A 25,149-nucleotide genomic window follows, 5' to 3' on the forward strand; every position below is an offset into this window, starting at 1 on the left:
GCAACGGATGTTCGAAGACTATCAGCTTTGCAGAGAATGCCTATGAGCAAGCGAGAGTTCGCATTTATTAGCTTTTATGATGAAGTTACGCAGCAAGTGAAGTTCTGTGTCGTGCCGCGTGCGCATGTACAAGCCTCGATAGACAGGGCAGTGATTTTGAATGCGGCGCCAGATGCACCAGAACATTCGAGCGACCCGATCACCGATGAAGATGCCCGCAAGCTTGGAGGCATTGCATATATGTGCCATGCAAGAGAGCACCTCGAACTTCGCGAGCGGCTTCAGATCACGACGGAAGAACCGACGAACTGGTCACCGACTCCTCCGCCCTCCATTGATTGATCGTTAAGGAGGAATAGGAGGCGACGTGATCTGGAACGAAAACGGGTCTATCGAATTCAAAGAAGGTATTCCGGACGACAACTTTCATGGCTATGCCTACTGACCGGGCCTCGAAATTGAGCGACCACGCGCTGGCACACGCGACATTTATCATATCCGGCGACGCTGTCGAGCCACTCCCAAATACCTCAACTCCCAATCGCTTTTAACGCAGCCACATCCCGCTTAGGCGGCGTCCCGAACATCCGTGAATACTCACGACTGAACTGAGACGCACTTTCATACCCAACCTGATAAGCCGCAGTTTCCACATTGGCCGCATCGTCCGCCATCAAACGGCGCGCTTCAACCAGCCGCAGTTGCTTCTGATACTGCAACGGCGTCATCGAAGTCAGCGCCTTGAAATGCTGATGAAAAGATGACGGACTCATCTGCGCCGCTTCGGCCAGCTCCTCAATTCGCACCGTGCGTGCATAGTGATCGCGCAGCACATAAATCGCATTAGCAACACGTTGCGTGTGGCTATTCGGCAGCGCAATTTTGCAGACCTCACCGGCATGAGGCCCGGTCAGCAACCAAAAGCAAATCTCGCGCATGATCGCTCGCTGAAGCACCGCAATCGCATTGGGCGTGTCGAGCAATCGTATCAACCGCAACACACAATCGGCCAAAGGCCCATCGCAGTCGCTGACGAACACGCCTAAACCGGCGGTCCCGTTGGGCTTCGGCGGAGCATCCAGTTCTTGCATAACTTCGCGCATCACGCCGATGTCGAATTCGACGGTAACACCAAGAAAGGGCTGCTGGGCACTAGCTTGCGTGACGCGGCCAAACGCAGGAAGCTCGACGCTTACGATCAGCGCTTGCATCGCCGTATAGTCCAGAACTTTCTTACCGATAGATATGGACTTGCCACCTTGAACCACCAGGCAAAGGGCAGGTCTGTAGATGAGATGAGCTGGTATGGCCGGGAGGGCCCGACGCATGAGAAACAGGCCGTCGATCGGCGTAATGAACAGACCATCACCGCCATTAGCGTCCATATGTCTGCTGATAACTTCGACCAAATTTTCTGACATTGCGATTTCCGAACCGAGGAGGCCACCTTTCAACACATACGGTGGAAGATTGAAGCCCACAGCATAGCGGGAAATGTAGAAGGCGTACGAACATAGAAACTGTAGGATCAGGCAAGAAATTCGAAAGATCGGGTATTCGCACGGCGGCTGCCCAAACGTAGACTGACTACTTGAAAACTCACTTAAGGATGCTGCGATGACAGATAAAACTGCGAACCCGTCACAGACGAAACTTGCGATCGTCACAGGCGGCAGCCGTGGTCTAGGCCGTAACACGGCACTGAACCTCGCGAAGAAAGGCGTCGATGTAATCATCACCTACCATTCCAATCAAACCGAAGCCGACACTGCTGTCGCCGCAATCCAGGCCGAAGGTCGCAAAGCCACCGCGCTTCAGTTGGACGCAAGCAACGTCTCCTCCTTCGATCCGTTTGTCGCTCAAGTGCAGCAAGCGCTTGCCAAGACTTTCGGGCGTGACCGGTTCGACTGGCTCGTCAACAATGCTGGCACGGGGCACTACGCGCCATTCGAGCAGACAACAGAACAAGCCTTCGACGAGATGGTGAACATCCACCTCAAAGGCGTGTACTTCCTGACGCAAAAGCTCTTGCCCGTGATCGCCGACGGCGGCCGCATCGTGAATGTTTCCAGCGGCCTCACGCGCTTCACGAATCCCGGCTCGTCAGCCTATGCCGTGATGAAGGGTGGGGTTGAGGTGTTGACGCGCTATCTCGCCAAAGAACTGGGTCCGCGCGGCATTGCCGTGAACACGGTCGCGCCCGGTGCGATCGAGACGGATTTTGGCGGGGGCAAGGTGCGCAACAGTCCGGACCTCAAGCGCATGATCGCCGAAGGAACGGCGCTGGGTCGCGTGGGTCTGCCCGACGACATAGGCCCAATGATCGCGTCGCTACTCTGCGATGACAATCGCTGGGTAAACGGACAGCGGATCGAGGTGTCGGGCGGGGTGCTGCTGTAATCGCGCCCATGCGTTGACGCGTTTGCCTAATATCGGTAAAGTAGTTCTATCCAATGAACGCAAGTTCTATCAGATAGAACAACAGTGAGTTACCGTGGCAAGATCGCGTAGCACCACCCAAGCTCCGTTAGGCGTGTCAGCCAGCGGTATCGATGTCCTGGACAGGGCCGTCGCGATTCTGGTTGCCTTCCGGCGCGACGACCTGCCGCTCACGCTGACCGAGCTATCGGTGCGTACGGGTTTGTACAAAAGCACGCTCTTGCGTCTCGCACTGGCGCTTTGCCATCACAGGCTGTTGATGCGGCTCGACGACGGTCGCTTTCGGCTCGGCTCCGCCACGCTGAACCTCAGTTCCCACTACGAATCCAGCCTCAACCTCGGCGACGTCCTATTGCCGCCGATGCGCGAGCTGAACGCCGAACTCGGCGAGGCCGTGTCATTTCACGTGCGTGAAGGCGACCATCGCGTATGCCTGTACCGCATCAAATCCCGCTTTTCGATTCGCGCCGAGGTGCAACAGGGCGACGTTCAGCCGCTTGACCGTGGCGCCGGCGGCCGAGTGCTGTTGGCATTCTCCGGTGAGGAAGGCGAGCCCTACGACTCAATTCGCAAGACGTTCTGCTACGCCTCTTTCGGCGAGCGCGATCCGGAAACATCCGGCATCTCGGCGCCGGTGTTTGGCGCACAGCAACGTCTCGTCGGCGCGCTCGGTATCGTCGGACCGACGAGCCGCATGAGCGCTGCCGAAATGGAACGGTACCGCCCGCGGCTGCTGGTGTTCGCGGCCCGCGCAACCAACTTGCTCGGTGGCGACGCCGCTGCACTCGTCGCTGCCGCCAATATCACGGCACCTGGCGCGGCCTAATAAAAAAAAGCATTAAACAAGGAGACGTAGACAATGTTTCAATGGTTCACCCACCTCTCGAAATCCGAGAAGCGTACGTTCTGGGCTTGTTTCAGCGGCTGGGGCCTCGACGCGATGGACACGCAGATGTACGCGCTCACGATTCCCACGCTAATCGCGTTGTGGGGCATCACCCGCGGCCAAGCCGGCATACTCGGCACCACGGTGCTGATCATGGCGGCATTAGGCGGATGGGCGGCCGGCATCCTGTCAGATCGCTACGGACGCGTGCGGATACTGCAAGTCACGATCGCATGGTTCTCGCTGTTCACCTTCCTGTCCGCGTTCACCGATTCGTTCTGGCAATTGATGCTCACGCGCAGCCTGCAAGGCATCGGTTTCGGTGGCGAGTGGGCCGTGGGCGCGGTGTTGATCAGCGAAACCATCGGTCCGAAGTTCCGCGGCCGCGTGGTCGGTGCATTGCAAGCCGGCTGGGCGATCGGCTATGGCATCGCTGTGCTGATGTCGACGGTGCTGTTCAATTACGTTCAACCAGGCATCGCATGGCGCATATTGTTTGCGCTCGGTATCGTGCCGGCCTTGCTGGTGCTTTGGATCCGCCGCAATATCGAGGAAGCGCCGGTATACGTGCGCCAGCAAGCGATAGCGCAGAAAAATCGCGACAAGGTCAGCATGTGGGAGGTGTTTTCCGGACCTAGCCGCGCGACCACGCTGAAAGCGATCTTGCTGACCTTCGGTATCTACGGCGGCAACTACGTGATGATCACGTGGCTGCCCGCGTATCTGAAGCTGGTGTTGAACCTGTCGATCAACAACATCGGCGGCTACCTCGCGATCAATATTCTGGGTTCCTTCGCAGGCGCTTTCCTGAACGGCTGGATGGCCGACGCATTCGGACGTCGCAAGACCTTCATGATCATCGCCTGCTGCCAGGCCGTCGCGGTAGGTGTGTACACACTCGCGCCGATCAACCTGACGGTGACGCTATTGCTCGGCTTCGTGCTCGGCACGCTGCAATCGGGCACCGCAGCCGGCACCGGAGCGTATATCGCGGAGCTGTTCCCGACGCGCATCCGCGGCTCCGCACAAGGATTGTGCGGCAACGCCGGGCGTGCACTGGGCGCGGTGATGCCGACGATGGTCGGCCTGCTCAGCGCAAAAATGCAGTTGGGTGCGGCAATGGGAGTCTGCGCGAGCGCCGCGTACTTCCTCGTCGTGCTGGCCGCATTCATGCTGCCCGAGACGCGGGGGCGCGACTTGAACGTTGTTCCCGAAACGAACTGACCTGACCTGATAGACCTGACGCTGCACCTCAATAACATGAAGGAGATACGCCCATGATTATCGACATCCACGGCCACTACACGACTGCGCCACCCGCGCTCGAAGCCTGGCGCAAGCGACAGATCGCGTCGCTCGACGGTGCGACGGCAGCGCCGTCAGCCTCCGAGCTAAGCATCTCCGACGACGAGTTGCGCGAGAGCATCGAAACAAACCAGTTGAAGAAGATGCGCGAGCGCGGCCTCGATTTGACGATTTTCTCGCCACGTGCGAGCTTCATGGCCCATCACATCGGCAACTTCGACACGAGCGCCACGTGGGCGGCGATCTGCAACGAGTTGTGTCACCGCGTGGCACAGTTGTACCCGGAACATTTCATCGGTGCGGCGATGCTGCCGCAGTCGCCAGGCGTCGATATCCGGACCTGCATCGCCGAGCTCGAGAAGTGCGTGCGCGAATATGGCTTTGTCGCGATCAACCTGAATCCCGATCCTTCCGGCGGGCACTGGACTTCGCCGCCGCTGTCGGACCGCTACTGGTATCCGATCTACGAGAAGATGGTCGAGTACGACATCCCCGCGATGGTTCATGTCAGCACGAGCTGCAACGCGTGCTTCCACACCACCGGCGCGCATTACCTGAACGCGGACACCACGGCGTTCATGCAGTGCCTGACGTCCGACCTGTTCAAGGATTTTCCGACGCTGCGGTTCGTGATTCCTCATGGCGGCGGCGCGGTGCCGTACCACTGGGGACGTTTTCGCGGACTCGCGCAGGAGATGAAGAAGCCGGATTTGCAGGAGCATTTGCTGAAGAACATTTTCTTCGATACCTGCGTGTATCACCAACCCGGCATCAACTTGCTCACCGAGGTCATGCCGGTCGAGAACGTGCTGTTCGCCTCCGAGATGATCGGCGCGGTGCGCGGTATCGACCCGCTCACGGGCTTTGCGTTCGACGATACGAAGCGTTACATCGAAGCGGCCAAGCTGAGCGCGGACGATCGCTACAAAATCTACGAGGGGAACGCGCGTCGCGTGTACCCGCGCCTGAATACCACACTTGCGGCACAAGGCCGCTAAGGAGCAGCAATGAATCCTTCCATGAACAATCTTGGCATCGTAAAGCGCGGCATCGAGCGCACCGAGCGCGCCATTGTCGAGCGCTTGCGCAAGTTCGGCGTTGCCACGGTGCATGAGGCGATGGGGCGTAGCGGCTTGATGAAGCCGTATATGCGCCCAATCTATACGGGTGCGCATCTGTGCGGTACGGCAGTCACGGTACTGGCACAGCCGGGCGACAATCTGATGCTGCACGTGGCGGCCGAACAAATCCGCGAAGGCGATGTGGTGATCGTTGCATGTACGGCGGAGAACGCGGACGGCATGTTCGGCGAGTTGCTGGCGACGTCGTATCGCGCGCACGGTGCGGTCGGCTTGGTCACTGACGCGGGCGTGCGCGACGTCAAGGAACTGAGCACGATGCAATTTCCGGTTTTCTCGCGCGCAATCAGTGCAAAAGGAACCGCACGCGCGACCTTGGGTTCGGTGAACGTGCAGGTGATTTGCGCAGGTGCGCTGGTCAACCCGGGCGATGTCGTGATTGCCGACGACGATGGCGTGGTGGTCGTGCCGCGCGAAGTCGCGGCGCAAGTGGCCGATGCGGCCGAGAAACGTGAGGCCGCAGAGGGAGCGAAGCGTGCACGCTTTACGGCAGGAGAGCTCGGCCTCGATATGTATCAGATGCGCGAGATGCTGGAAAAGATGGGACTGAAATATATCGATTAAGGTATTGGCAATGGGAACGAAAGGAAATTAACTTCCTTACGTTTCCATTGCGTTGCAAAAAAACTATTTCGCTTGTGTCGACATTAAATTGCATTCTATTATCTGCCCCGGACCTTCACGAACATTAAAATAAACGCTTCTTCTACAGCCTGGGCTCGGTTTGGTCGGCGGTAAAAGACCGAAGTTATCTGGTCTGTAGAGTCTGGATACGCAGAACATGTTGAATAAGATCGGGGCTAGGCTCACCGCCACTTTTGGGGCGGTGCTGGTTTTGTTGTTGGCGATTTGCGTGACGGTCAGCCTACTGATGGCGCGCATGAATGCGAATACGCAAACCATCGTCAAGGACCGCGCGGTTAAGGTGGCGCTGGCGAATCAGTTCAAGGAAGGTGCGTACCTGGGCAATCTCTGGGCGTACCGCGCACTCGACGAAACGACGCTCGAAGCGCAACAGGCCGACGTCGATCAAATCCAGGCTCAACGCAAGAAAAATGCGGCGCTCTACAAGGCGCTGCAAGACCGGATCAATACGGACGCCGAGCACGCCGCCTACGATCATCTTGTACAAGTGCGCACGCCTTACGCAGCGGCACTCGAACCTATCTACGCGCAATTGGCGCTCCATAACACCAACGGGGCGCACGCGGCGATGCTTGCCATCGTGCCTATGCAAACCGCGTTGTTCAAGGCGCAAAACGAATTTCTGGATTTTCAGCAAAGCGAAATGGACGCCGCGGTGCAGGACAGCGTCGACTCGTATGCGATGGCGCGCGCGGTCCTGTGGGGATTGGCGGCGTTGGCTTTGGTCATTGGGCTGACTCTGTGCGCGCTGGTGACGCGCTCTATCGTGCGGCCGTTGCAGCGTGTGGTTGAAGGCGCCGACGCTTTGGCGCAAGGCGACCTGTCCATCAAGATAGCGGTGACTCGGCAAGATGAAGTGGGCATGCTGGCCGACTCGCTGAACCGGGCGATTGCTCAACTGGCTCATATTGTCGGGGGCGTCAAGCAAGCCAGCCTGTCTATCTCAAGTGCGACTCACCAACTGGCGACGGGTAACACCGATCTATCGCAACGCACCGAGGAACAGGCCGCATCCTTGCAGGAAACCGCATCGAGCATGGAGCAGTTGACCGCGACCGTGCGTCAAAACGCAGACAACGCGCAACAAGCGAGCAAGCTGGCCGACGCCGCGTCGGGCATCGCGCAGCGGGGCGGTGAGGTGGTCGGTCGGGTTGTGGACACCATGCGTGGTATCTCCGACAGTTCGACGCGGGTGGCCGAGATCATCAGCGTGATCGAGGGCATTGCGTTCCAGACCAACATCCTCGCGCTGAATGCAGCAGTCGAGGCGGCACGCGCCGGTGAAGACGGGCGCGGTTTTGCCGTGGTGGCGGGCGAAGTGCGCACACTGGCCCAACGTAGTGCAACGGCGGCCAAGGAGATCAAGGAACTGATCGGCGAGTCGGTAAATCGGGTGGACGCAGGCTCGAAACTGGTCGAGGAAACGGGGAACACGATAGCCGAAATCGTTCAGTCGGTCAGGCGCGTGACCGACATCGTCAATGAAATCTCGTCGGCGTCGCTCGAGCAGAGCACCGGTATCGAGCAGGTCAATCAAGCCGTCGGCCAGATGGACCAGGTGACCCAGCAGAACGCCGCGCTGGTCGAAGAAGCTTCGGCGGCTGCGCATTCGATGGCCGAACAAGCGCACGCGTTGCGTGAAGCGGTATCGGTTTTCAAAGTGGACGAGCGCACGTCGAAGTTCTAACGCGGCTTCTCACGCATCGTGCTTCACTTGCCGGCGCGTAGTTCAGCTGGTACTGCGTCAGACAGTACTGCGTCGGGATAATATTGCGGCGCCTCGCGACGGTCGAACATGCCGTAGTCGCGTATGACACGCACGCGACGCAGTCTCGCGCCCTCGGGCAGATGGGCCGATGCCTCGAACGCCGCGGCCGCGCCTTGATCGCGCCAGGACATCAGCAGGATGATTTCACCGGGCGTGAGCACGGCATCGAAAACGTCCCAGGAAGTCAGGCCTGAAGCGTCAGGCGCCAGCCCCAACCACTTGGCGACATCCTCAGGCTTGCTCTTCTCGACCCACTCGGGTGGACGCGTGGCGTCGATCAGCGTCACCGTGGTCGCTTCGCCCGTCTGGGTCTCGTCAAGGCGCTGTTCGTGCAGGGCACAGCCTTCGGGCAATCGCGAGTCGCCCGTCAACTGGCCGACCCGCAGATGATAATCAAGGAAGACTTCGGAGCGACCTTTCTCCTGCACGCCGTGATGGACCGCCTGGGTGCGCCAGCGAACCAGCGCCTTCTCATCGCGCCAGCTCGACAGCGACAGGAGCCAGCCCTCGCGGGCGAGGCTGCGGTAGCGGATGTTGTCGACAAACCCCTCTACTTGTTCCAAATCCGGTCTAAGCAACTTGCCGTAGCCTAGATAGGCATCCCACCGATCCGATTTCGGATGAACCTCGAAAATCACTGAAAACATACGGTTGCTCCTCGTTCAGGCTCCTCGTGCAGGTGGTCTCGATAGGGGCCACCGGACAGTGCCGATATTGGCATAGATTACGCCGCCGCTGCGGACCGTCGATTCGGTCCGGATCGAACTGTCGCTGCGCTCATCGCTCATGCTTCCCCAATTGCGTCACGATGATGACAAGGTGTGCTTTTTTTACACTGTGTTAACGCGATCTTGGATAGCCTTGCAGTAGAGAAATATACGACAAAGGCTATCTGATGCGCTTCGCTGCAAGACTGCGGGCTCTCCTCGGATTGGGCAACGCCTCGGTTCATTCCCGCCAACGTCTCGAATCGGGACGCAATGTGATCATGCATGTCACCGTCGACGCACAGCACGCGACGCCGCTCAGGCAAGCGCTGATCCGCGACTGCGGCGATCAGCCGTGGACAATACGCGTCACGCCACTGCATGGCACCCGGATGCGTTTATCGCTTTATCTGCCCAAGGGCGAGGTGAAAGGGGCGATGCAACGCATCACGCGCATATCGCCAGCCGCCCAATTCGGCCGATTGCTGGAAATTCCGGACGCGGCGAGCGACGCATGGCGCAATTTCACGCATGTTGAAGCCCGCTCGCGGCCGCGCATCGATTTGATGAGATCGAAAAAATCCGAGGCCGAAGAGCCTGGCATCGGCGAGTTGATCTCGCAGGATCATGTGCTGCTTGGCCTGCACGTCGGTGGCCGGAATGCGCTCTTCCACTATGCTGGACGCTTCTTCTGCGAGCGGTATGCGCTGCCCGCGGAGAGTGTATCCGCCAGCCTCGAGGCACGCGAGGTGTTGGGTTCGACGGGGCTGGGGCAGGGGGTTGCGGTGCCGCACTGTCGAGTCAAAGGCTTGCGCCAGGCGTTGGCGCTATACGTGCGCCCGGCCACGGCAATCCGATTTGATGCGCCGGACGGGCAACCCGTGAGCGACGTGATCATCCTGCTGGTGCCCGAGTGGGCTAACGGCGTGCACTTGCGCCTGCTTGCGGAGATCGCACAATGCTTCTGCGACCACCATTTTCGCGACCAGCTCCATGCTTGCAGCGACGCGCACTCGGTGCAGCAGTTATTCGAGCATCATGATGAGCTTATGTCTGCGCATTCTTTAGCGTAGCGGCCGCTCGGTGGGGAATTCGCCACCAGATGAGCCCGAACGCGAGGACAAAACATAAGGCGAATGCGCCGAAGCCGACTCGTATGCTGACGGTCCAGTTGCTGATCAAATGCAAGGCGATGCCCATGACCGCGACGCCGGCGAGCGCTCCGATCTGACGATTTGCATTGAGCGTGGCCGCACCCACATTGGCGTCGTTCTTACCTGCCTCGTGCATGACACCCGTGATCATCGCGGGAATCGCGAGGCCCATGCCCGCGTTGCAAAGCGCGATCGGGGCGATCAGCATCCAATAAGGCACGCCGCCACCGATCAGCACGGCAAACGATGTTCCGATGATGGCGCACGAAAGGCCGATCAACATCACATGCCGTTCTCCCCAGCGGTTCGATAAATAGCCGGAACTCACGTTGAGGATCGAGAACATGCCCATGATGGGCAGCATGTCTATCCCCGTGACAAGCGCACTGGCGCCGTGGGCTTTCTGGAGATACAGGCTCACCAGGAAGACCTCGCCGAAGATCACGAAATTGACGAGGAAGCCCATGCCGTTGAGCGCCCAAAACGGCGCGTTATGCGCAAGCGTATGAGGAATGACAGGATGGGCAGCACTGCGCTCACGCATGAGGATCATGAGGAATGCGAGCGCTGCGATCGCCGCCGATGCGAGTATCCATTTCGAAAGCCAGCCGAACGTGGGGCCTTCGATCAGCACGAAGCTCAGTGCTGCCAGTGCAACCATGATGAACGCATGGCTCGCGAGATCGAATACATCGGCCTTGCGTAACGAGGGACGCAAGAACAGGGAAGTCAGGATGATGCCCAGGATGCCGATGGGCAAGTTGAGGTAAAAGATGCTGCGCCAGCCGAAGTTATAGACGAGCAGGCCACCAACGAAGGGGCCCGATCCCGCGGCGATGCCGACGATAGCGCCCCAGATGCCCAGCAGTTTGGTGCGGGTGACGCGATCGGGAAACGACTCGGTCAACAAACTCAGTGAGCTCGGCATGAAGAACGCCGCGCCGATACCCTGCAGTAAGCGCGCCGCAATCAGCATCACGCCCGAACTGGCGATGCCGCAAAACACCGACGCCGCGACAAACCAGGCAAGACCGATCATGTAGGTGCGTTTCGCGCCGAGCCGGTTCGCCAGCGCGCCACCTAGCAGCAGCAACGCCGCGAAGGTGAGCGTGTACGCGTCGATTACCCAGACCAACTCAGAGAGCGGCGCATGGAATTCCTGCTGGATGCTGCCGAGCGCCACGTTCACGACGGTGACGTCGAGCATGGCCATGACGAAGCCTAAGGAAACGGCCAGCACCACTCCGATTGTCCAGGCGCGTGTCGGTTTGGGCGCGCATTGTTCTGCCGAAGCGGCATCGCTAGGGCAGTCTGGAACTGAGGTCATGGTCGCATCCGTGGGTTTTTATCGCTTCAGCCGTATTATGAAGCGATAAAAAAATCGATGCAGTGTAGGGCGGGGCGCTCGGCTGATAGACCGCCACGCCCCGCTAGATCAAGCCATTAAAAATCGGCACGGACAGTAACGAAGGCGGCCAACGGCTCCCCAACATACGCTCCAGCCGCATTGGCTGCGACGAAATACTGCCGGTTCGTAATGTTATGCAAGTTGAGGTCGATGCCCCAGTGCGCTGCCTTATAGCCGAAAGCGGCGTTCACTATCACATAGGACGGGATCGAATTGACGTTGGTAATATCGCTATAACTCTTGCCTTCGTAATTCAGGCCTGCGCCGACGTGGAATCCAGGTATGCCGGCAATCGAGAACTGATAGGTCGTCCACAGATTGGCCATGAATGCCGGGGCGCCCTGAGGATGGTTGCCCACTGACGTGATGCCTTGTGGGTTATCGGTGATCACCGCGTGCTGGTCCGTTACATTCGCGAGAAGGTGCCATTGGTCAGTAATGCTCGCATCCAGCGACGCCTCGGCGCCCTTCGTCTTCTGGCTGTCAAAGACGACCGTCTCGATGGAGTTGATGGTCGTCAGCGAGGCAACGTTATCGCGAGAAACATCAAAGATGGCCGTGTTAAAGACATACCGGTTCTCGAGGAATGAGAATTTGATCCCGGCCTCATACTGCAATGCCGATTCCGGGGCGCCTATGCCGTTCTGCGTGTTTTCCGAGTTGAAGTTCGCAAAATGGCTTTTCGACACGCCGATATATGGCGACATCCACGGAAGGACTTTGTACAGCGCGCCGATGTTCCAGCTCACGGGGGCATCGTTGCGCGAGTCCGTCACGCCGGCCAGCAACGGTTGACCTGCGGTACCGAAGCGCCCGGGTACGGAAATAAGCGGAGTCAGCGACGTGTCCCACCAATCCTTGCGTACGCCTGCGCGGATCTTGAGTTTGTCGGTGACATCGATCTGGTCGGTGGCGTAAAGGCTGTAATAATCAGCAGATAAGTGATCGTCGTCGCATGAATGCGTCGCATCGCACAGGAACGTCAGGCCGGCCAAGGACGTTTCGGGAGGTACCGGCGCGAACGCATTGGCGATGTTGGGCAGATCGGCGGTGCTTCGCTGCGTATTGATCGTCTGATGCTGATACTCAAAGCCGGTCAGCAGGGTGTGCCCAACACTGCCGGTTGCGAACTTCCAGACGGGCTCGAGTTGGTAGTCGAGGTTGTTGTCGTTGTCGGTCTGCTCGCGTAGCTGTCGACCGACCACTTGGTCGCCGCTGATTTTCGTGCTCGTACTGTCGCCGTTCCCTAGAACGTCGAGCGAGCGATGCAAGTAAGAGAGTCGATTGTTGATCGTCAGAATGTCGCTGACTTTCCACTGATCCGTGAGCGTGGGGCGCACGTAGTTTTCGTGGGCGAAGGCGAACGGCGTCGAGTACTTCGCGTCGTCAGACACGCCCGTGATCGGCGAGCCATGGAAATAGATCAGGCCGTAGGAGTCTGGCGTTTCATGAATATTGCGAGCATCGAGTGCAAAATCGATCGTGTGGTTATCCACTTTCCACTCGAACGATGGCCGGGCCTCGTAATCATGGCTACTCAGACTGCGGAACCCGTCCGAATGCTCGAACGTGCTATCGATTCGGTAATTCAAGCCGGAAATGCCAGTCGGGCCGGTGATGTACTCGCTGTTCGAGACGGTGCCGAACGAGCCGCCTTCCACGCTAACGCCGTAGTGCAGATCCGGCGACGGCGTGTAATGAACGATATTGATCGTCCCTCCCGGCGGCCCGCTGCCGAACAGTGCCGATCCGGGTCCTTCGAGAATTTCGACTTGCTGGACGCCGTTGAGCGAGTGTGAAATGCCGCCTAGTGCGTCGCCGTCGGAAAAGCCGTCGCTATAAACCTGGGCATTCAGGCCACGGATCAAGAAGTGATCGTAATACCCTTTGGTATCTTGGCCGCCCACGTTGATACCGCTGGCGTTGCTGACGCTATCGCGCAGGTAATTGGCGCCCTGCTCGTTGAGCAGGGCACGTGGAATGACCTGGACGTTCGCGGGGATATCTTTGAGCTTCGTACCGGTCTTGCTGGACGCGGAGACTTGATTCGGATCGTTGACGTTATCGGGGGCCACTGCGGTCGCTTTGACCACGATCGCAGGCAAGGTCGTGTCATTGGCCGGCGCTGCGGTTTGATTGGTCGAAGCGGGCGGCTGTGCCTGTTGCTGCGCGGGGGCGCTTTGCGCGCGGGCGTCGGTGGCGGGCAGCGTGGCGCCCAGCGCAAGCAGGAACATAAGCCCGGGTATCGTTGACGCCAACGGCCTGAGCGGGCTGGCAGGAAGCGCGCGGCTGCGCAGCCGCGCTATGGCTGCGCCGGAGCGAAGATGGGACATGACAGGTTCTCCAAGAAGCATGAGGGCGGGGGACTTCTATCCTGTATGCCGATTGAGAATTCAAATCCCCTCACTTTTTCTTAAAGATTTTTTGTCCTTGGATAGTGACTTACGATGCCCGGGCGGGCATGCATCGGAATCGGGCGTGTGTGCTTCTACTCCCAACGGCTAACCCGCAGATCGAAGTACGATATTGAATACCATTGGTGTGACGCCATCCTCCTGCACCGGAAATGGGCTCGATGCCTGAACCGCCTGCAAAACGGCAGCATCCCAAGCAGCGTTGCCACTGCTTCGGGAGATGGTTTCGGAAAGCAACGCTCCGGCCGGCGTGCAGCGTATCGTTATCGCTGCTTCCACATCGAGAGGATAACTGGGCCACGCTATGTTGCGTGTGACCCGCGTAAGCACGACCGACGCGATGGTCTGGGGCGATATGGTTTCGATTTTTGCACTTCCGTGCGCTATGGCACGTCTGGCTTTCGAACTCGTGTCACCCGCCAGGATCATCCAATCGCGGTAGGGCTGAGGTGTAGCCAGCACCGCCCGAAAGAAAGTGCGTGCGTTCTTGCACCAGACTTCGGGTGGGCTATCTTTCAGGTGCGATACTATCTCGGCCACATTTCGCGCGGCGTCGGCATCACCGTGTATCAGGCCTTGCAGGGTCTGCATCATGGTCAAGATACCTATGGTGCGCTGGTCCTCCGTGACCTGAGCAGGGGGGAGCCCCAGTGCCGTTCGTTTAATGACTGCGAATCTGACGTCCAAATAGGTCGCGAGATCTTTGTCAGACATTTCTGCCAACTGCAGCGAGTGTGTGGCAAGGCGTGACTGCCTTTCGACGCCACCGCAATCCAAAGGCGCGCTGTCGAGCGCGTTCACCGTCAATTCGACAAGCCTGCTTCGATCTTCTGGCGAAAGTCTTAGCTCTCCGTCGGAGAAAAAAGTTGTGCGCATCGACGGATTTAGGGCCGCTAGGCCGGCCATATTAGGCCCAAGAAAGCGCCGGATATCAGGATCGCCGTCGGCGCGTTGCGTCCAACGTTCAACCTGGGAGGCAGCGACAGAATTGGGTGCGATATTAAGCTGTCGAAGAGCCGCATCCTGACTGTTCTCATTCGATGGTGATGGAAGTGAGGATGCGGTTGACTCCGCCGCTGTAGATGAAGGATTGGCGATTGACGTTGTGCCGCGCTGATTCGCCGACGGCGGATGGGGGGCGAAGTCGATCGTAATCTGATGCACAGCGCGACGCGCAATACCGTCTACTACATAAGGCGTGCAGGTTGCCCGAAGTATGGCGTTGCGAGCTGCGTCGTCGAATTTTTGATAGCCGCTGCTTCTATCGACGACAACCTGATCGATATGACCCGCCGCGTTGACTACATACGTGATATGGACGCTGCCGCTCACCCCCTGTTCGGGCTGAAGCTCGTCATAGGTCGGGATCTGTGTGCCGCAGGACCCTCCATGGGTCGGGGTGAGCGCATCGGCAAAAGCCGCAGGATTGGATTGGGCACTAGGAGCACGGGATCCAGACTGCTGAGCCGGCGCATACGATGCAGCTAAGAGTAATACTCCGGTGCAGGCAAAAAGGCGCGTAGTGTGCAGTATGGCCGATGCTTTCATTTTATTTTTTAGTCGCATTCTTCAATGTCTGGAATTTAGCACACGCGAACTAGGTTCTGCCGCGTAATTCAGATCGCTGGGCGGTCTATTCCCACTGATATTTGCGGCAAAAAAAGAAAAACACCGCAGTTGCATTTCAGAATTTTAAGCGTTTTAACATCCATTCGAGTTCCCAGCTTCCAGGGATTCGCGGTATCCTGTCTTTAATGTTGCAAAGCGGTTGAGTGCTAAAAATCGAAAGCCTGCACAAAATAACACTTCGGGATGACGTTCCCAATGGCCTTTGAAAGACCAAACTTTGAGCAAACTCCGCAGGCAAATAATCATTACAAAATACTTTCAATATTTACTAAATCCGCTTTAGCAACTGCGGTGCTTGCAGGCTTGATCGCGGCGGGTGCCTTATATACCTCAGGGACTCATTTGTTTGCATCGCCTTCCGGCGATGACGTCAGCGATGCCGATCAAAGGGCACGCATCGAAGCTTTCAATTCCCTTAAATTTCTGCTGGTATCGAGAGTGGTCGCGAAGGATATTCCCGGTGCCATTAATACGATGCATCTGGCCTCGGCCGATGAAGCAAAAATCCGGATTGAAATCGGTCAAGTTCCGAGCGCGTCGTCGCCCGCTGGTTCTGATATCAGTTCGTCCCATCCGCCTGAAGAACAGGGCAAGTCGGACACGGGCGCCGCGCCAGCCCCTGCGGACCATTCACCGGCCGTTGCCAGCGATGCGTTGCCATCGCGCTCTACGTCTTTAGCCAGCAACGGTTCTCAAATGACCCTCGCATGGGTTCGCCTATGGGATACCGACGTAGAGGATGGGGACGTCGTTCGCATAGATAGCGCAGGCTATTCGCGGACGGTGACATTGACTAGTGGCGGCGTTACATTTGCGATCCCGGTTCCTGCAAACGGACAGGTACGCATCACGGGCGTCAGAGATGGTGATGGTGGCGGTATCACGGTGGGTCTAGCTTCGGGATCGGCGCAGGCGATTTTGCCCATCATGAGCGTCGGCCAAGTGCTGACTTTGAACGTCAGGACAAACTGATGCGAGGGTTAAATTCATTCGCGACACGATTTGCTCCCCTGGCCTTCATTGTCATGGCGTGCATTGCGGTGGCCCAGTTCTTTTTTCAGCATAGTCCTGATCTCGCCCAGTTCGAACGCTACGCACATAACGTTGCGACTTTCTTGCGCGCTCATGCGTGGGGTGTGTTCGCCGTTGCCAGCGCTTTCTGGTTTCTAACCTTTGCAGGTTATTTCCACGATCGGCAACAAGGCAAAAATCTCGATGTTAATAAAGGCGGGTGGTTCATGGATGCACTTGACAGACTTACGAATCGGCGAGTGCTTGAGCAGAAACTCGAGCAGGATCCTGGGCCACAGATTATTGACTCTGAGAAGCTGGCTGCTTCGCTAAAAAGCAAGATCATCGGCCAGGATGCAGTCTGTGACGACATCGCGGCGCAAATCCGTCGTCGGCTTGCACTCAGGCAGCGCGACAAGCCGATTGGCGTATTCATTCTGGCGGGGCCTCCAGGGACAGGAAAAACCTATCTGGCGAAATGCCTTGCGGCAGAGTTGGAGCGCCGCCTGCTGCACTTTGACATGACGCAGTTTTCAAGTGGCGCGCACGCGGCTACGCAGTTATTCGGCGCGTCCAAAGGGTACGTTGGCTCGAATACCTACGGCAAACTAACTGCGGCTCTGCGCGACACCCCTGACGCGGTTGTCTTGCTTGATGAAATCGAGAAAGCTCACCCCGAGATCCACAAGAATTTTCTCACGGCCTGGAATGACGGTTTTGTCACCGAGGCGTCCGATGGTCGGCAAATATCGACCACGCGAGCGATCTTCATCCTGACTACGAATGCAGCAACGGATGACTTGCAGTCGTTGAGCGTCACGTTTGCAAGCGACGCAGACGAACTACGGCGTGCATCCACAAATGCACTACGCGAGGCAGGGTTTGCACCTGAAGTACTAAACCGCATCGATCGGATCTTTGTCTTCAAGTCACTTTCCGGTCTGGACATTGCACGTGTGGTAGCGCTGGAAATCGAAGCGATGATCAAAAGCTACGGGCTGGAGGTCGCTGCTGAAGGTATCGACCCAGATATCCTGCTTGACATGATGCGACGCCAGCAGCGGATCGGAGCCGGGGCTTCCTCAAGAGATCTCGTGCGTGCTGTCGAAGAATCTCTCGCCGACACCCTCATCGACGCAAAGCAGCATGGGCATACCAAGGTGACTCTCGTATCGGTGGAGGGTGGCGTTATCGCCAAGCCGGAACAATGAGTTCGAACAGCCTCGACCTTATCAACGGCATCGGAAAGTCTCTGTGGAGGCGCGCGCCGTTATGGCGTGTTTGCCTATCAATGGCTTTTTTGCTTTCCGTTGCCGTCGTGCGTTTTCCGCCGAATTGGCGGGCGACAGACGTTAAGCCGCCGTCGCCCACGCCAGAGGCGGTGACTTATAACTCGCAACAGAACCAAACGATAGTGCATGCCGCTCCAGCAGGCGACGTGACGCCCAACGCAAAGCTGGCGCATACCGTAACAGCACAGGCGTTGGCTAATACGATTCAGAAGCAACCAAACAAGGGGGCCACTAGCCAATCAATCACTGCTGTGCCAGCTTCGACCCGAACGACTAGAGCGCCGGCGAATGCGCAGATTTCGCTGGCATTGCCCAATGGTGCTGAGTCGAAAGATCCGTCCGGCCTAGACAATGCGCTTCTTGGCCGTACCTATCGCCAATCGATCTCTGTCATTGGTTTTGATGTGCCACTTCCCCCGGGACAGTGGGCCGAACTAGCAAACAGCAGCATTCATCTGCGTGGAGCATCGGGTATGGCTTATTTCCTGGGGCGCATAGAGCACAAACGACTTGTTGGCGGGGTCCGTGTGTTCGCGGTGCGCAGCAGTGACTTGCCTGGAACAGGTTTTTCCGCAGCGAATGGGTGTACAAGCGGAAATCCCGACCTGAACTACCTTTTCATTGAGTCGATAACGCCGTTCGACCACCAAGCATGCTGGCTGATCAACAATTTCTTTACTCCGCCTTTGCAACAGTGGGCGGATCGTGCCATCAGAATCTCCAGTCTTGATCGTGCAGCGGCCGGTGATCTTGCGGCAAAAGGGGTGAGCTATCCGCAGGATCTGGTAGACGTTCGATTTACAAGAGCTGAAAAGTGGGGGCTGCTCGAAGTGACGTATTTGTTTAATCCCGAAGGGGACGGGATAGCTTCCAATACCGCGCTCTCCGCACGTGAGTCGGATTGGCATGCGCCAAACATTGGCCGCTTCGCGGATAAGGTCGCGTACGTCGCAAAGATGCGTGATTGGGGGGAGAGTTTCTGGCCCAGGTTCCAGCAGGCGTTTGCGTCCGGCAAATCACCTTGAGTGGTGGGTGACCTCTGACTTTCGTTTTTCGCGGCAGACGGCGCATTTAGCCAAAGTGAACGTCGTCCATCATTCTCATATGATGGGCTTCCGTCGCGTCATCCGCCGGAAACATGCACTCGATACGCAGTTCCTGCGCGGCGATCGTTTGTGGTGTTCCGACGGTCGTGATCATCGAAAAATAATTCAACACCTTATTATCTTTCACAAAGCTAAGGGGTATGACGGGCATGGTGGGCGTGACTGGAGTGGCCCTTAAGGCTTTTGGGTTTTTCCAGTCGGTTTTTACGCCAGGGTAGGCGAGCAGCGTGGCCAGCAATTGGTGCAGCTTAGGAACTTTCGCCCGGCGACGAGCCCGCTGCCGGGGAGCGAATGAGGGCAGGCGTTGAGCGGTGCGGCGACATCCTGTTCTCCATCGAATGCATCAAGCAGCATCTTGCAACGCCTGCGGTGCGCGGTTTGCCTCCTTCATGCATGTGAGCCACTTCGCGTGAGTGCGCAAAGTAAAACTGAGTCAGTGGTTTATCGATTTCGATAGGCGACTTTCCTTACGTCACTCGCCGAAGTGCGCCTCGGCAGTCGGTCAATCGATCGCCGTGCTATGAGTCGCGCAAACCTGCCGCATTGCGCTCAGGACTATCGGTTGCATCTGCTCGCTCCACGACTCAGGGTGTGCATCAAGATACTGGTCGACAACGGTGCCGACTTGTCGCGCGTCGGCATGCATTGTTCCGACACAACGCCGTAGTTTCTCGATTTTCGTGTCTGGCGCGCCAAAGACGGGAGCGTAGGAAAAGCCATCGAGCACGCCGATGACGTAGGCGGTACGCATCGATTGGCTTCCGCCTCGAAACGATTTTCCTGTGAGAAACCCGTTGTTGATATCGGACGCCGGACTCGCGTGCGCGATCGAGCAAAGTGTGATGAGTGCCAAAGCGGCAGCCGTTGATTTGTTCATCGGATGTCGATTCAAAGAGTTAGGGTGCGCTATTGTGTGCCGCCATTGTGACGATTGATGCATCGGCCTTCCCAGTCTGCATCGGGGATGCATTCCTTATGCAAACGCCAAATGTCCGTTTTTGCGGAAGTTTGGAACTCAAGTTCTGGACGGTTCTGACGTATATACATGCTGATCTGTCCGGTCGATTCTTGAAAGTTTTTGTCTGGAGAAGCGAGGCGGGCCCGTAATTCTCGTTGGTTCGAATACCCATCACGATGCCCGAATCGATAGATGCAATTCAGCATGACTTGACTGCTCGAGAGCAGGCGCAGATCGACCGCGAGAAGAAGCTGTTGCACGCCGTGCCCCCTGCCGGTTCGCGCCATCCGCCCAAGCTGCGTGCGCCGCTGCCGGACACGCTCGACGACAGGCGCTTGGCGCAGGCCATTCGCTTCATGGAAAGCGGTATGGCCGAATCTGTGCGCATGACCGCTGTCGCGGCACACGTCAATCTGAGCCCTTACCATTTCCAACGCTATTTCAAAGAGACTATGGGTGAGACCCCCGCGTCCTATGTACGGAGGGTGAAACTCGACGAAGCGGCGGTGAGCCTGCTGATTAACGACAAGCAGGTGATCGAAATCGCGCTTGGTGCCGGCTACGGCAGCCACGAAGCCTTTGTGCGCGGGTTTTTTCGCCAGTTTGGTCTGGTTCCGACGCAATATCGGGTATATGCGAGACAAGCGGCGAGCCAGCCTCGACCGGAAGACCTCGCGCGCGCCAAAGCGGTGCTCGTTCGCCAGCGTCAACACATGCCGCTACTGGCGATGCGCTTTTACGGCTCCTATGCCAACGTCGAAATGCATTGGCAGAAGTTTGCGGCAACATTACGCGCGGCTGGCATGCAATTGGACGGACTGCAGGCGATCGGCGTTGCGCACGATAGTCCGGAAATCACGCCGAATGAACTGATCCGCTACGACTGCGCAATTGTCGCCCCTGGCGTTGATACCCCGTGCAGCGCGCTAACCGCGTTGACATTCCCGGCCGACACCTACGCATCGCTTGAGCATCACGCACCGTACGACGAGATCTTCGACACTTACCGGATACTGAGCATCGCGTGGCTGGCGAGTAGCGCGCAGGAATATGCGGTCGAGGTGATCAAGGCATACGAGCTCTATCGGGAACCGCCGTGGGAAAACCATCGCGGCGCGCAGCGATTCGACCTGTTATTACCGGTAATAAAAGTAACGTAATTTTTACGAGCAAACCGCAAGTTTTATCAAGCCGCCGCGATCCGTCACCAGTAGCAATAGCGGAACCCTCCTGGGCGGTAACGGTGGGGCTGGCAGCGGTTCCGTTTCAGCGACTACTGGCGCAGGTGGCGCAGGTGGCGACGGTGGGATGGGCGTTGCCATCACCGGAGCGGGTACGTTCACGAATACCGGCACCGCTACGGGTGGTGACGGGGGGAACGGAGGGTCGGTCAGTGACGGCGCCGAAACAAACGCAGGTGGGAACGGTGGGGCGGGTGGCGTCGGCATCAGCGGCTCAAACATCACGATCACCAACAGCGGCACGATTGTGGGCGACGTGATCAATAATGGTTTCGTAATGCCGGGTGGCTCGGTGGGTACGCTCACCGTTAATGGCAACTACAGCCAGGCCAGTACCGCGACACTGACCATCGAGGTCAATCCGACCACGGGTTCACAGTTGAAGGTGAATGGCGCGGCCAACCTGAACGGCAGTCTCGCGATCCTGTATGACCCGGGCACCTATGCGGCCACGCAATACACGATCCTGAGTGCGACCAACGGCGTGAACGGTCGCTTTAGCAGCGTGACCAACACCGTGCAAGCGGGCGCGAACCTCGGGGCGTTGCAGCAGTCCGTGAGCTATCAGGCCAACGAAGTCGATCTGGCGCTCACTGAAGCGGCAACGCCTGCGGCCCAGATCGTCGTTGGACCGATTGATACCAGTATCTACACCGCCTTGGGCTCGACACTCGCTCTGGGAGCACAAGATACCAATGCGGCCTTGCTCGATCGATTGAGCCAGCCGCGTGATACCGGAGCGCTTAACGGTTGGGCGACGGCCACCGGCGCGCATACGCGAATTGGTGCCACCAATGGCGAGCCGGGTTTCCAGGCCGACCAATATGGGTTCATGACTGGGCTCGATCATCAAGTTGGGAACTACACGGTTGGTGTTGCCGCAGGTTATAACCACGCCGATATCGATGAACAGACGACCGGTGATAGCGGCACCACCGATACGCTGCGCGCAGCGGTGTACGGCAATCGCTGGCTCGGTCCGGTTGGGGTCTCGGCGACCTTGGGCTATGGGCTGGACTTCCTGTCGCAGAAGCGTCCGTTTGGCGCAGCGATCGGCACGGCGACGGGTGACCACATGGGGCAGGAAGTGACGGCGGCCAGCCAAGCGAGCCTGCCGATGACGTTCGCCGGACTCACGTTGACGCCACGCCTGGGCTTGCGCTATGCGTACGTTCACGGCAATGCATTCGCCGAAGGCGGGGCTAATGGCATCGCCGGTGTCGCCATCTCGTTGCGCTCAATGATCTTCGCGATCTCCGCATCGGCTTGCGTGCCGTACTGCGCAAACACATCGGTGCGATAGCTCGTGTTCACAGCAGCGGCGAGCTGCGTGCCGGAGTCGTCGCGCGTGTCGGCCGCGACCTGCATCGACAGCCCAATGCGAAGCGGATGCGCTTCCAGCTCCTTCTGGTCGAACTGGATACGCACCGGCAAGCGCTGCACGATCTTGATCCAGTTGCCGGTTGCGTTCTGCGCCGGTAGCGTCGCGAACGCGCTACCCGTGCCCGCCGAGAAACCGATCACCCGTCCGTGGTACTTGACGCTCGAACCATACACATCCGCCGTCATCGTAATCGGCTGACCGATGCGCATGCGGCGCAGTTGCACTTCCTTGAAGTTCGCATCGACCCACACGCCGTTGAGCGGCACGATAGCCATCAGCGGTGTGCCCGGCGAGACGCGCTCGCCTACTTGCACCGAGCGTTGCGCGACGTAGCCCGTCACCGGTGCCGGCAGCGTATTGCGTGCGTAGTCGAGGTAGGCGTCGCGGACCTTGGTGGCGGCGGCTTGCACGTTCGGATGCTGTTCGATCGACGTGCGGTCGGTCAGCGCATGGTTCGATTGCGCCTGCTGACGAGCGGCGTCGAGCGATGCCTGAGCGACGGCCACAGCGTCGCGGGCGTGCGAGACGTCTTCCGCCGATACCGCGCCGGTGTTGAGCACCGCGACACGGCGCCGCAAATCGTCCTGCGCGCGCGCCAGGTCCGCCTCGCGCTGCGCGACGTTGGCCGCGTAGTAGTCGTTGTTCACGTAGAGCGTGCTCACCTGGCGCACGGCCTGACCGAGCGCCGCCTCGGCGTTCAGAAGGGCGATTCTCGAATCGGCCGGGTCCAGCGTGACGACCGGATCGCCGGCTTTCACGATCTGCGTGTCGTCCGAGTTGACCGCGTTGACTGTGCCGGTCACTTGCGGCGTGAGTTCCACGAGATTGCCATCGACGTACGCGTCGTCGGTCGACTCGTGATATTGCCCATACGTGATGTAGTACGCGCCATACGCCGCGCCCGCGACCACCACGCCGATGCCCAGGAGTGCGAGCCACAGCTTGCGCTTGCCTGAGCCGCCGGACGGCGCCGCATTCGGCGAGGTTGCGGCGGAGGCATTGTGGGCACGGTTGCTGTTAGCGTGTGCCGGGTCCGCACTCGTGCGGTCAGCCTTGATGGTATCGCTCATGTCAATTCACCAGAGAGTTTGCAAACGTGCCGGCTCAACGCGCGGCGACGGAGGAGTTGGAAAGCGCAGCTGAATCCGCGCTGCGGGATGCATGGGACGACGCATCAGACGACGTATCGACGTAGCCGCCACCGAGTGCCGATGCGAGCGCGATCTGCTGGTCGCGCCGGTTCATCAGCAAGTTAGCGACGGCCTGATCGGCCCGCAGCGTGTTCATGTCGGCGTTGAGCACGGTCAACTGGTTCGTCAGGCCAGCCTTGTACTGCGTGATCGCCAGATCGTCGGCCCCGCGCGCGGCTTGTTGCGCCGCTTGCGCATCGCCAAGCTGCACGTCGCTCGATCGGATTTGCGCAATTTGCGTCGCCACCGAGTTCAAGGCGGTAATGAGCGTCTGGTCGTAGGTTGCGACGGCATCATCGAAATCGGCGTAACGGCCCTTCAATTGCGCACGCAGCGCACCTGCGTCGAAAATCGGCAGATGGATCGCCGGACCCGCGTTGACCGTGCGGCTTGCCGCCGTCAGGAAGCGGCCGAAGCCGAACGAGTCCAGACCGATCGCGGCGCTCAGATTGATGTCCGGGTAGAACTCGGCCTTCGCCGCCTTCACTTCATGCGTAATCGCATCGACGCGCCAGCGGGCCGCGACGATGTCCGGGCGGCGGCTCACGAGGTCGGCAGGCAGGTGGTCCGGCAGGCGCACCGCGTCGCCGAGGCCAAGCGCAGGCCGCGCGACCGCGAGCCCGCGGTCCGGGCCTTCGCCCATGAGCGCTGCCAACTGGTAGCGAGTCGTCAGGATGCTGCCGTCGAGCTCGGCAAGCGCCGAGCGGGCGGTCGCGAGATTCGCCTGCGCCGTCTTGCGCTCGACGGCGGTGTCGAACCCGATCGCGATGCGGCCGGCCGTGATGCGGTCGATCTGTTCGCGGCGCTCGACTTCTTGCTGGGCAATATCGTGCAGTACGTAAAGCCGCGCAAGCTGGTTATAGGTGCGAGCGAGCGCGGTTGTGAGCGTGAGCTTGACGACCTCCGCGTCGGCCTCGCTTGCCTGCACTTGCGAGATCGACGCCTTCAGCGTTTCGCGATTCTTGCCCCACAGATCGAGATCGTACGAAAGCGTCAGCAGTGCACTGTTCTGGGTTTGCCAGGTGCCCGCGTAGGGCGGCGGCACGTCGAAGGTGCTGCTGAGCTGCTGGCGCGTGAGCGAGTAGTCGGCGTCGACGCGCGGCATCGTGCTGGCCTTCGCGGTGTCCGCATAGGCTTGCGCCCCGGCAATGCGGGCGCGCGCCTGCGCAATCGTCGGGCTGCCCTTGAGCGCTTCCTCAAGTAGGGCCTTCAATTGCGCGTCGCCGAATTGGTCGGCCCAGTCGGTCGCCGGCCAGTGACCCCTTTCAGCCGGCAGGCTTTGCGTCGTGTTGAATTGTTGCGGCTGGGCCATTTTCTGGTCGCTGTGTATGCCCGCATAGTTGGCGCATGCCGAGAGCACCGCCGCCAGGATCGCCGACAGTCCTGCTTTCATCGCGCGGGTACCGCTGGCGGATTGAGTGATCTGCGCTTTCATTTTCTGACCTGTTGGATTGATGGGAAAAAAAGGGCGAG

At 58.9% G+C, this 25,149-nt stretch carries 21 protein-coding genes and 1 pseudogene; 13 read left to right on the top strand and 9 right to left on the bottom strand.

Going from position 1 to position 25,149, the window contains the following annotated elements:
* A partial coding sequence (locus GSQ77_RS12900; RefSeq protein WP_367889662.1) for a hypothetical protein occupies window positions 1-342 on the top strand: 342 nt, incomplete at its 5' end.
* A gap of 188 nt (window positions 343-530) precedes the next feature.
* Here the strand turns inward: GSQ77_RS12900 and GSQ77_RS12905 are convergent.
* Complete coding sequence (locus GSQ77_RS12905; RefSeq protein WP_158902599.1) at window positions 531-1,421, bottom strand: AraC family transcriptional regulator; 891 nt, start codon at window positions 1,419-1,421, stop codon at window positions 531-533.
* 196 nt (window positions 1,422-1,617) lie between these two features.
* On the opposite strand from GSQ77_RS12905, the gene GSQ77_RS12910 reads away from it, so the two are divergent.
* The 6 genes from GSQ77_RS12910 to GSQ77_RS29790 all read left to right on the top strand — a co-directional run bounded on the left by GSQ77_RS12910 (window position 1,618) and on the right by GSQ77_RS29790 (window position 8,101).
* A complete protein-coding gene (locus tag GSQ77_RS12910; protein WP_158902601.1) occupies window positions 1,618-2,400 on the top strand; it encodes an SDR family NAD(P)-dependent oxidoreductase in 783 nt (260 codons plus the stop codon).
* Between the two features lie 94 nt (window positions 2,401-2,494).
* Window positions 2,495-3,265 (top strand): IclR family transcriptional regulator, encoded by a 771-nt coding sequence (locus GSQ77_RS12915; RefSeq protein WP_158902604.1) that lies wholly within the window; start codon window positions 2,495-2,497, stop codon window positions 3,263-3,265.
* Between the two features lie 33 nt (window positions 3,266-3,298).
* On the top strand, window positions 3,299-4,549 hold the full coding sequence (locus tag GSQ77_RS12920; RefSeq protein WP_158902607.1) for an MFS transporter: 1,251 nt from the start codon (window positions 3,299-3,301) through the stop codon (window positions 4,547-4,549).
* A 53-nt stretch (window positions 4,550-4,602) separates the two neighbouring features.
* Window positions 4,603-5,628, top strand: coding sequence for an amidohydrolase family protein (locus GSQ77_RS12925; protein ID WP_158902609.1), 1,026 nt, complete (start codon window positions 4,603-4,605; stop codon window positions 5,626-5,628).
* Window positions 5,629-5,637: 9 nt separating this feature from the next.
* The gene (locus GSQ77_RS12930; RefSeq protein ID WP_158902612.1) at window positions 5,638-6,333 is read left to right on the top strand and encodes a 4-carboxy-4-hydroxy-2-oxoadipate aldolase/oxaloacetate decarboxylase; all 696 of its coding nucleotides are present in this window, start codon (window positions 5,638-5,640) and stop codon (window positions 6,331-6,333) included.
* A gap of 217 nt (window positions 6,334-6,550) precedes the next feature.
* Window positions 6,551-8,101, top strand: coding sequence for a methyl-accepting chemotaxis protein (locus GSQ77_RS29790; RefSeq protein WP_158902615.1), 1,551 nt, complete (start codon window positions 6,551-6,553; stop codon window positions 8,099-8,101).
* 23 nt (window positions 8,102-8,124) lie between these two features.
* Here the strand turns inward: GSQ77_RS29790 and GSQ77_RS12940 are convergent, their stop codons facing one another.
* The gene (locus GSQ77_RS12940; protein WP_158902617.1) at window positions 8,125-8,829 is read right to left on the bottom strand and encodes an antibiotic biosynthesis monooxygenase; all 705 of its coding nucleotides are present in this window, start codon (window positions 8,827-8,829) and stop codon (window positions 8,125-8,127) included.
* A 248-nt stretch (window positions 8,830-9,077) separates the two neighbouring features.
* Between GSQ77_RS12940 and GSQ77_RS12945 the strand changes: the two genes are divergently transcribed.
* Entirely contained in the window at window positions 9,078-9,962 is an 885-nt protein-coding gene (locus GSQ77_RS12945; RefSeq protein WP_254067572.1) for a PTS sugar transporter subunit IIA, read from the top strand.
* Here the strand turns inward: GSQ77_RS12945 and GSQ77_RS12950 are convergent.
* The 3 genes from GSQ77_RS12950 to GSQ77_RS12960 form a co-directional block, all read right to left on the bottom strand.
* The gene (locus GSQ77_RS12950; RefSeq protein WP_158902620.1) at window positions 9,937-11,370 is read right to left on the bottom strand and encodes an MFS transporter; all 1,434 of its coding nucleotides are present in this window, start codon (window positions 11,368-11,370) and stop codon (window positions 9,937-9,939) included. The genes GSQ77_RS12945 and GSQ77_RS12950 overlap by 26 nt on opposite strands.
* A gap of 116 nt (window positions 11,371-11,486) precedes the next feature.
* Window positions 11,487-13,784, bottom strand: coding sequence for a TonB-dependent siderophore receptor (locus tag GSQ77_RS12955; RefSeq protein WP_158902622.1), 2,298 nt, complete (start codon window positions 13,782-13,784; stop codon window positions 11,487-11,489).
* 168 nt (window positions 13,785-13,952) lie between these two features.
* The gene (locus GSQ77_RS12960) at window positions 13,953-15,413 is read right to left on the bottom strand and encodes a TonB family protein (RefSeq protein ID WP_158902625.1); all 1,461 of its coding nucleotides are present in this window, start codon (window positions 15,411-15,413) and stop codon (window positions 13,953-13,955) included.
* A 276-nt stretch (window positions 15,414-15,689) separates the two neighbouring features.
* On the opposite strand from GSQ77_RS12960, the gene GSQ77_RS12965 reads away from it, so the two are divergent.
* The 3 genes from GSQ77_RS12965 to GSQ77_RS12975 all read left to right on the top strand — a co-directional run bounded on the left by GSQ77_RS12965 (window position 15,690) and on the right by GSQ77_RS12975 (window position 18,822).
* Window positions 15,690-16,466, top strand: a complete 777-nt coding sequence (locus tag GSQ77_RS12965) for a hypothetical protein (protein ID WP_158902628.1) — start codon at window positions 15,690-15,692, stop codon at window positions 16,464-16,466.
* Window positions 16,466-17,716: an AAA family ATPase gene (locus GSQ77_RS12970; protein ID WP_174246427.1), complete on the top strand. Its 1,251-nt coding sequence runs from the start codon at window positions 16,466-16,468 to the stop codon at window positions 17,714-17,716. The genes GSQ77_RS12965 and GSQ77_RS12970 overlap by 1 nt, the downstream gene beginning before the upstream one ends.
* Before the next feature lie 80 nt (window positions 17,717-17,796).
* Window positions 17,797-18,822 carry a hypothetical protein gene (locus tag GSQ77_RS12975; protein ID WP_158902630.1) on the top strand — a complete coding sequence of 342 codons (1,026 nt, stop codon included), beginning with the start codon at window positions 17,797-17,799 and terminating at the stop codon, window positions 18,820-18,822.
* A 46-nt stretch (window positions 18,823-18,868) separates the two neighbouring features.
* On the opposite strand, the gene GSQ77_RS12980 is transcribed toward GSQ77_RS12975, so the two are convergent.
* On the bottom strand, window positions 18,869-19,141 hold the full coding sequence (locus GSQ77_RS12980; protein ID WP_367889663.1) for a hypothetical protein: 273 nt from the start codon (window positions 19,139-19,141) through the stop codon (window positions 18,869-18,871).
* Window positions 19,142-19,405: 264 nt separating this feature from the next.
* Complete coding sequence (locus tag GSQ77_RS12985) at window positions 19,406-19,780, bottom strand: Rap1a/Tai family immunity protein (RefSeq protein WP_158902632.1); 375 nt, start codon at window positions 19,778-19,780, stop codon at window positions 19,406-19,408.
* A gap of 257 nt (window positions 19,781-20,037) precedes the next feature.
* Here GSQ77_RS12985 and GSQ77_RS12990 point away from each other — a divergent pair, with 257 nt between their 5' ends.
* Both GSQ77_RS12990 and GSQ77_RS12995 read left to right on the top strand, forming a co-directional pair.
* The gene (locus GSQ77_RS12990; RefSeq protein WP_158902635.1) at window positions 20,038-21,021 is read left to right on the top strand and encodes a GyrI-like domain-containing protein; all 984 of its coding nucleotides are present in this window, start codon (window positions 20,038-20,040) and stop codon (window positions 21,019-21,021) included.
* 358 nt (window positions 21,022-21,379) lie between these two features.
* Window positions 21,380-22,273 (top strand): annotated as a pseudogene (locus GSQ77_RS12995) (autotransporter domain-containing protein); the annotation flags it as partial.
* Between the two features lie 2 nt (window positions 22,274-22,275).
* Here GSQ77_RS12995 and GSQ77_RS13000 read toward each other — a convergent pair.
* On the bottom strand, window positions 22,276-23,556 hold the full coding sequence (locus GSQ77_RS13000; protein WP_158902638.1) for an HlyD family efflux transporter periplasmic adaptor subunit: 1,281 nt from the start codon (window positions 23,554-23,556) through the stop codon (window positions 22,276-22,278).
* 34 nt (window positions 23,557-23,590) lie between these two features.
* A complete protein-coding gene (locus tag GSQ77_RS13005; RefSeq protein ID WP_158902641.1) occupies window positions 23,591-25,111 on the bottom strand; it encodes an efflux transporter outer membrane subunit in 1,521 nt (506 codons plus the stop codon).
* Between the last annotated feature and the right edge of the window lie 38 nt (window positions 25,112-25,149).

The organism is Burkholderia sp. L27(2015) (assembly GCF_009765705.1).
In the GTDB taxonomy this organism is placed as follows: Bacteria; Pseudomonadota; Gammaproteobacteria; order Burkholderiales; family Burkholderiaceae; genus LMUX01.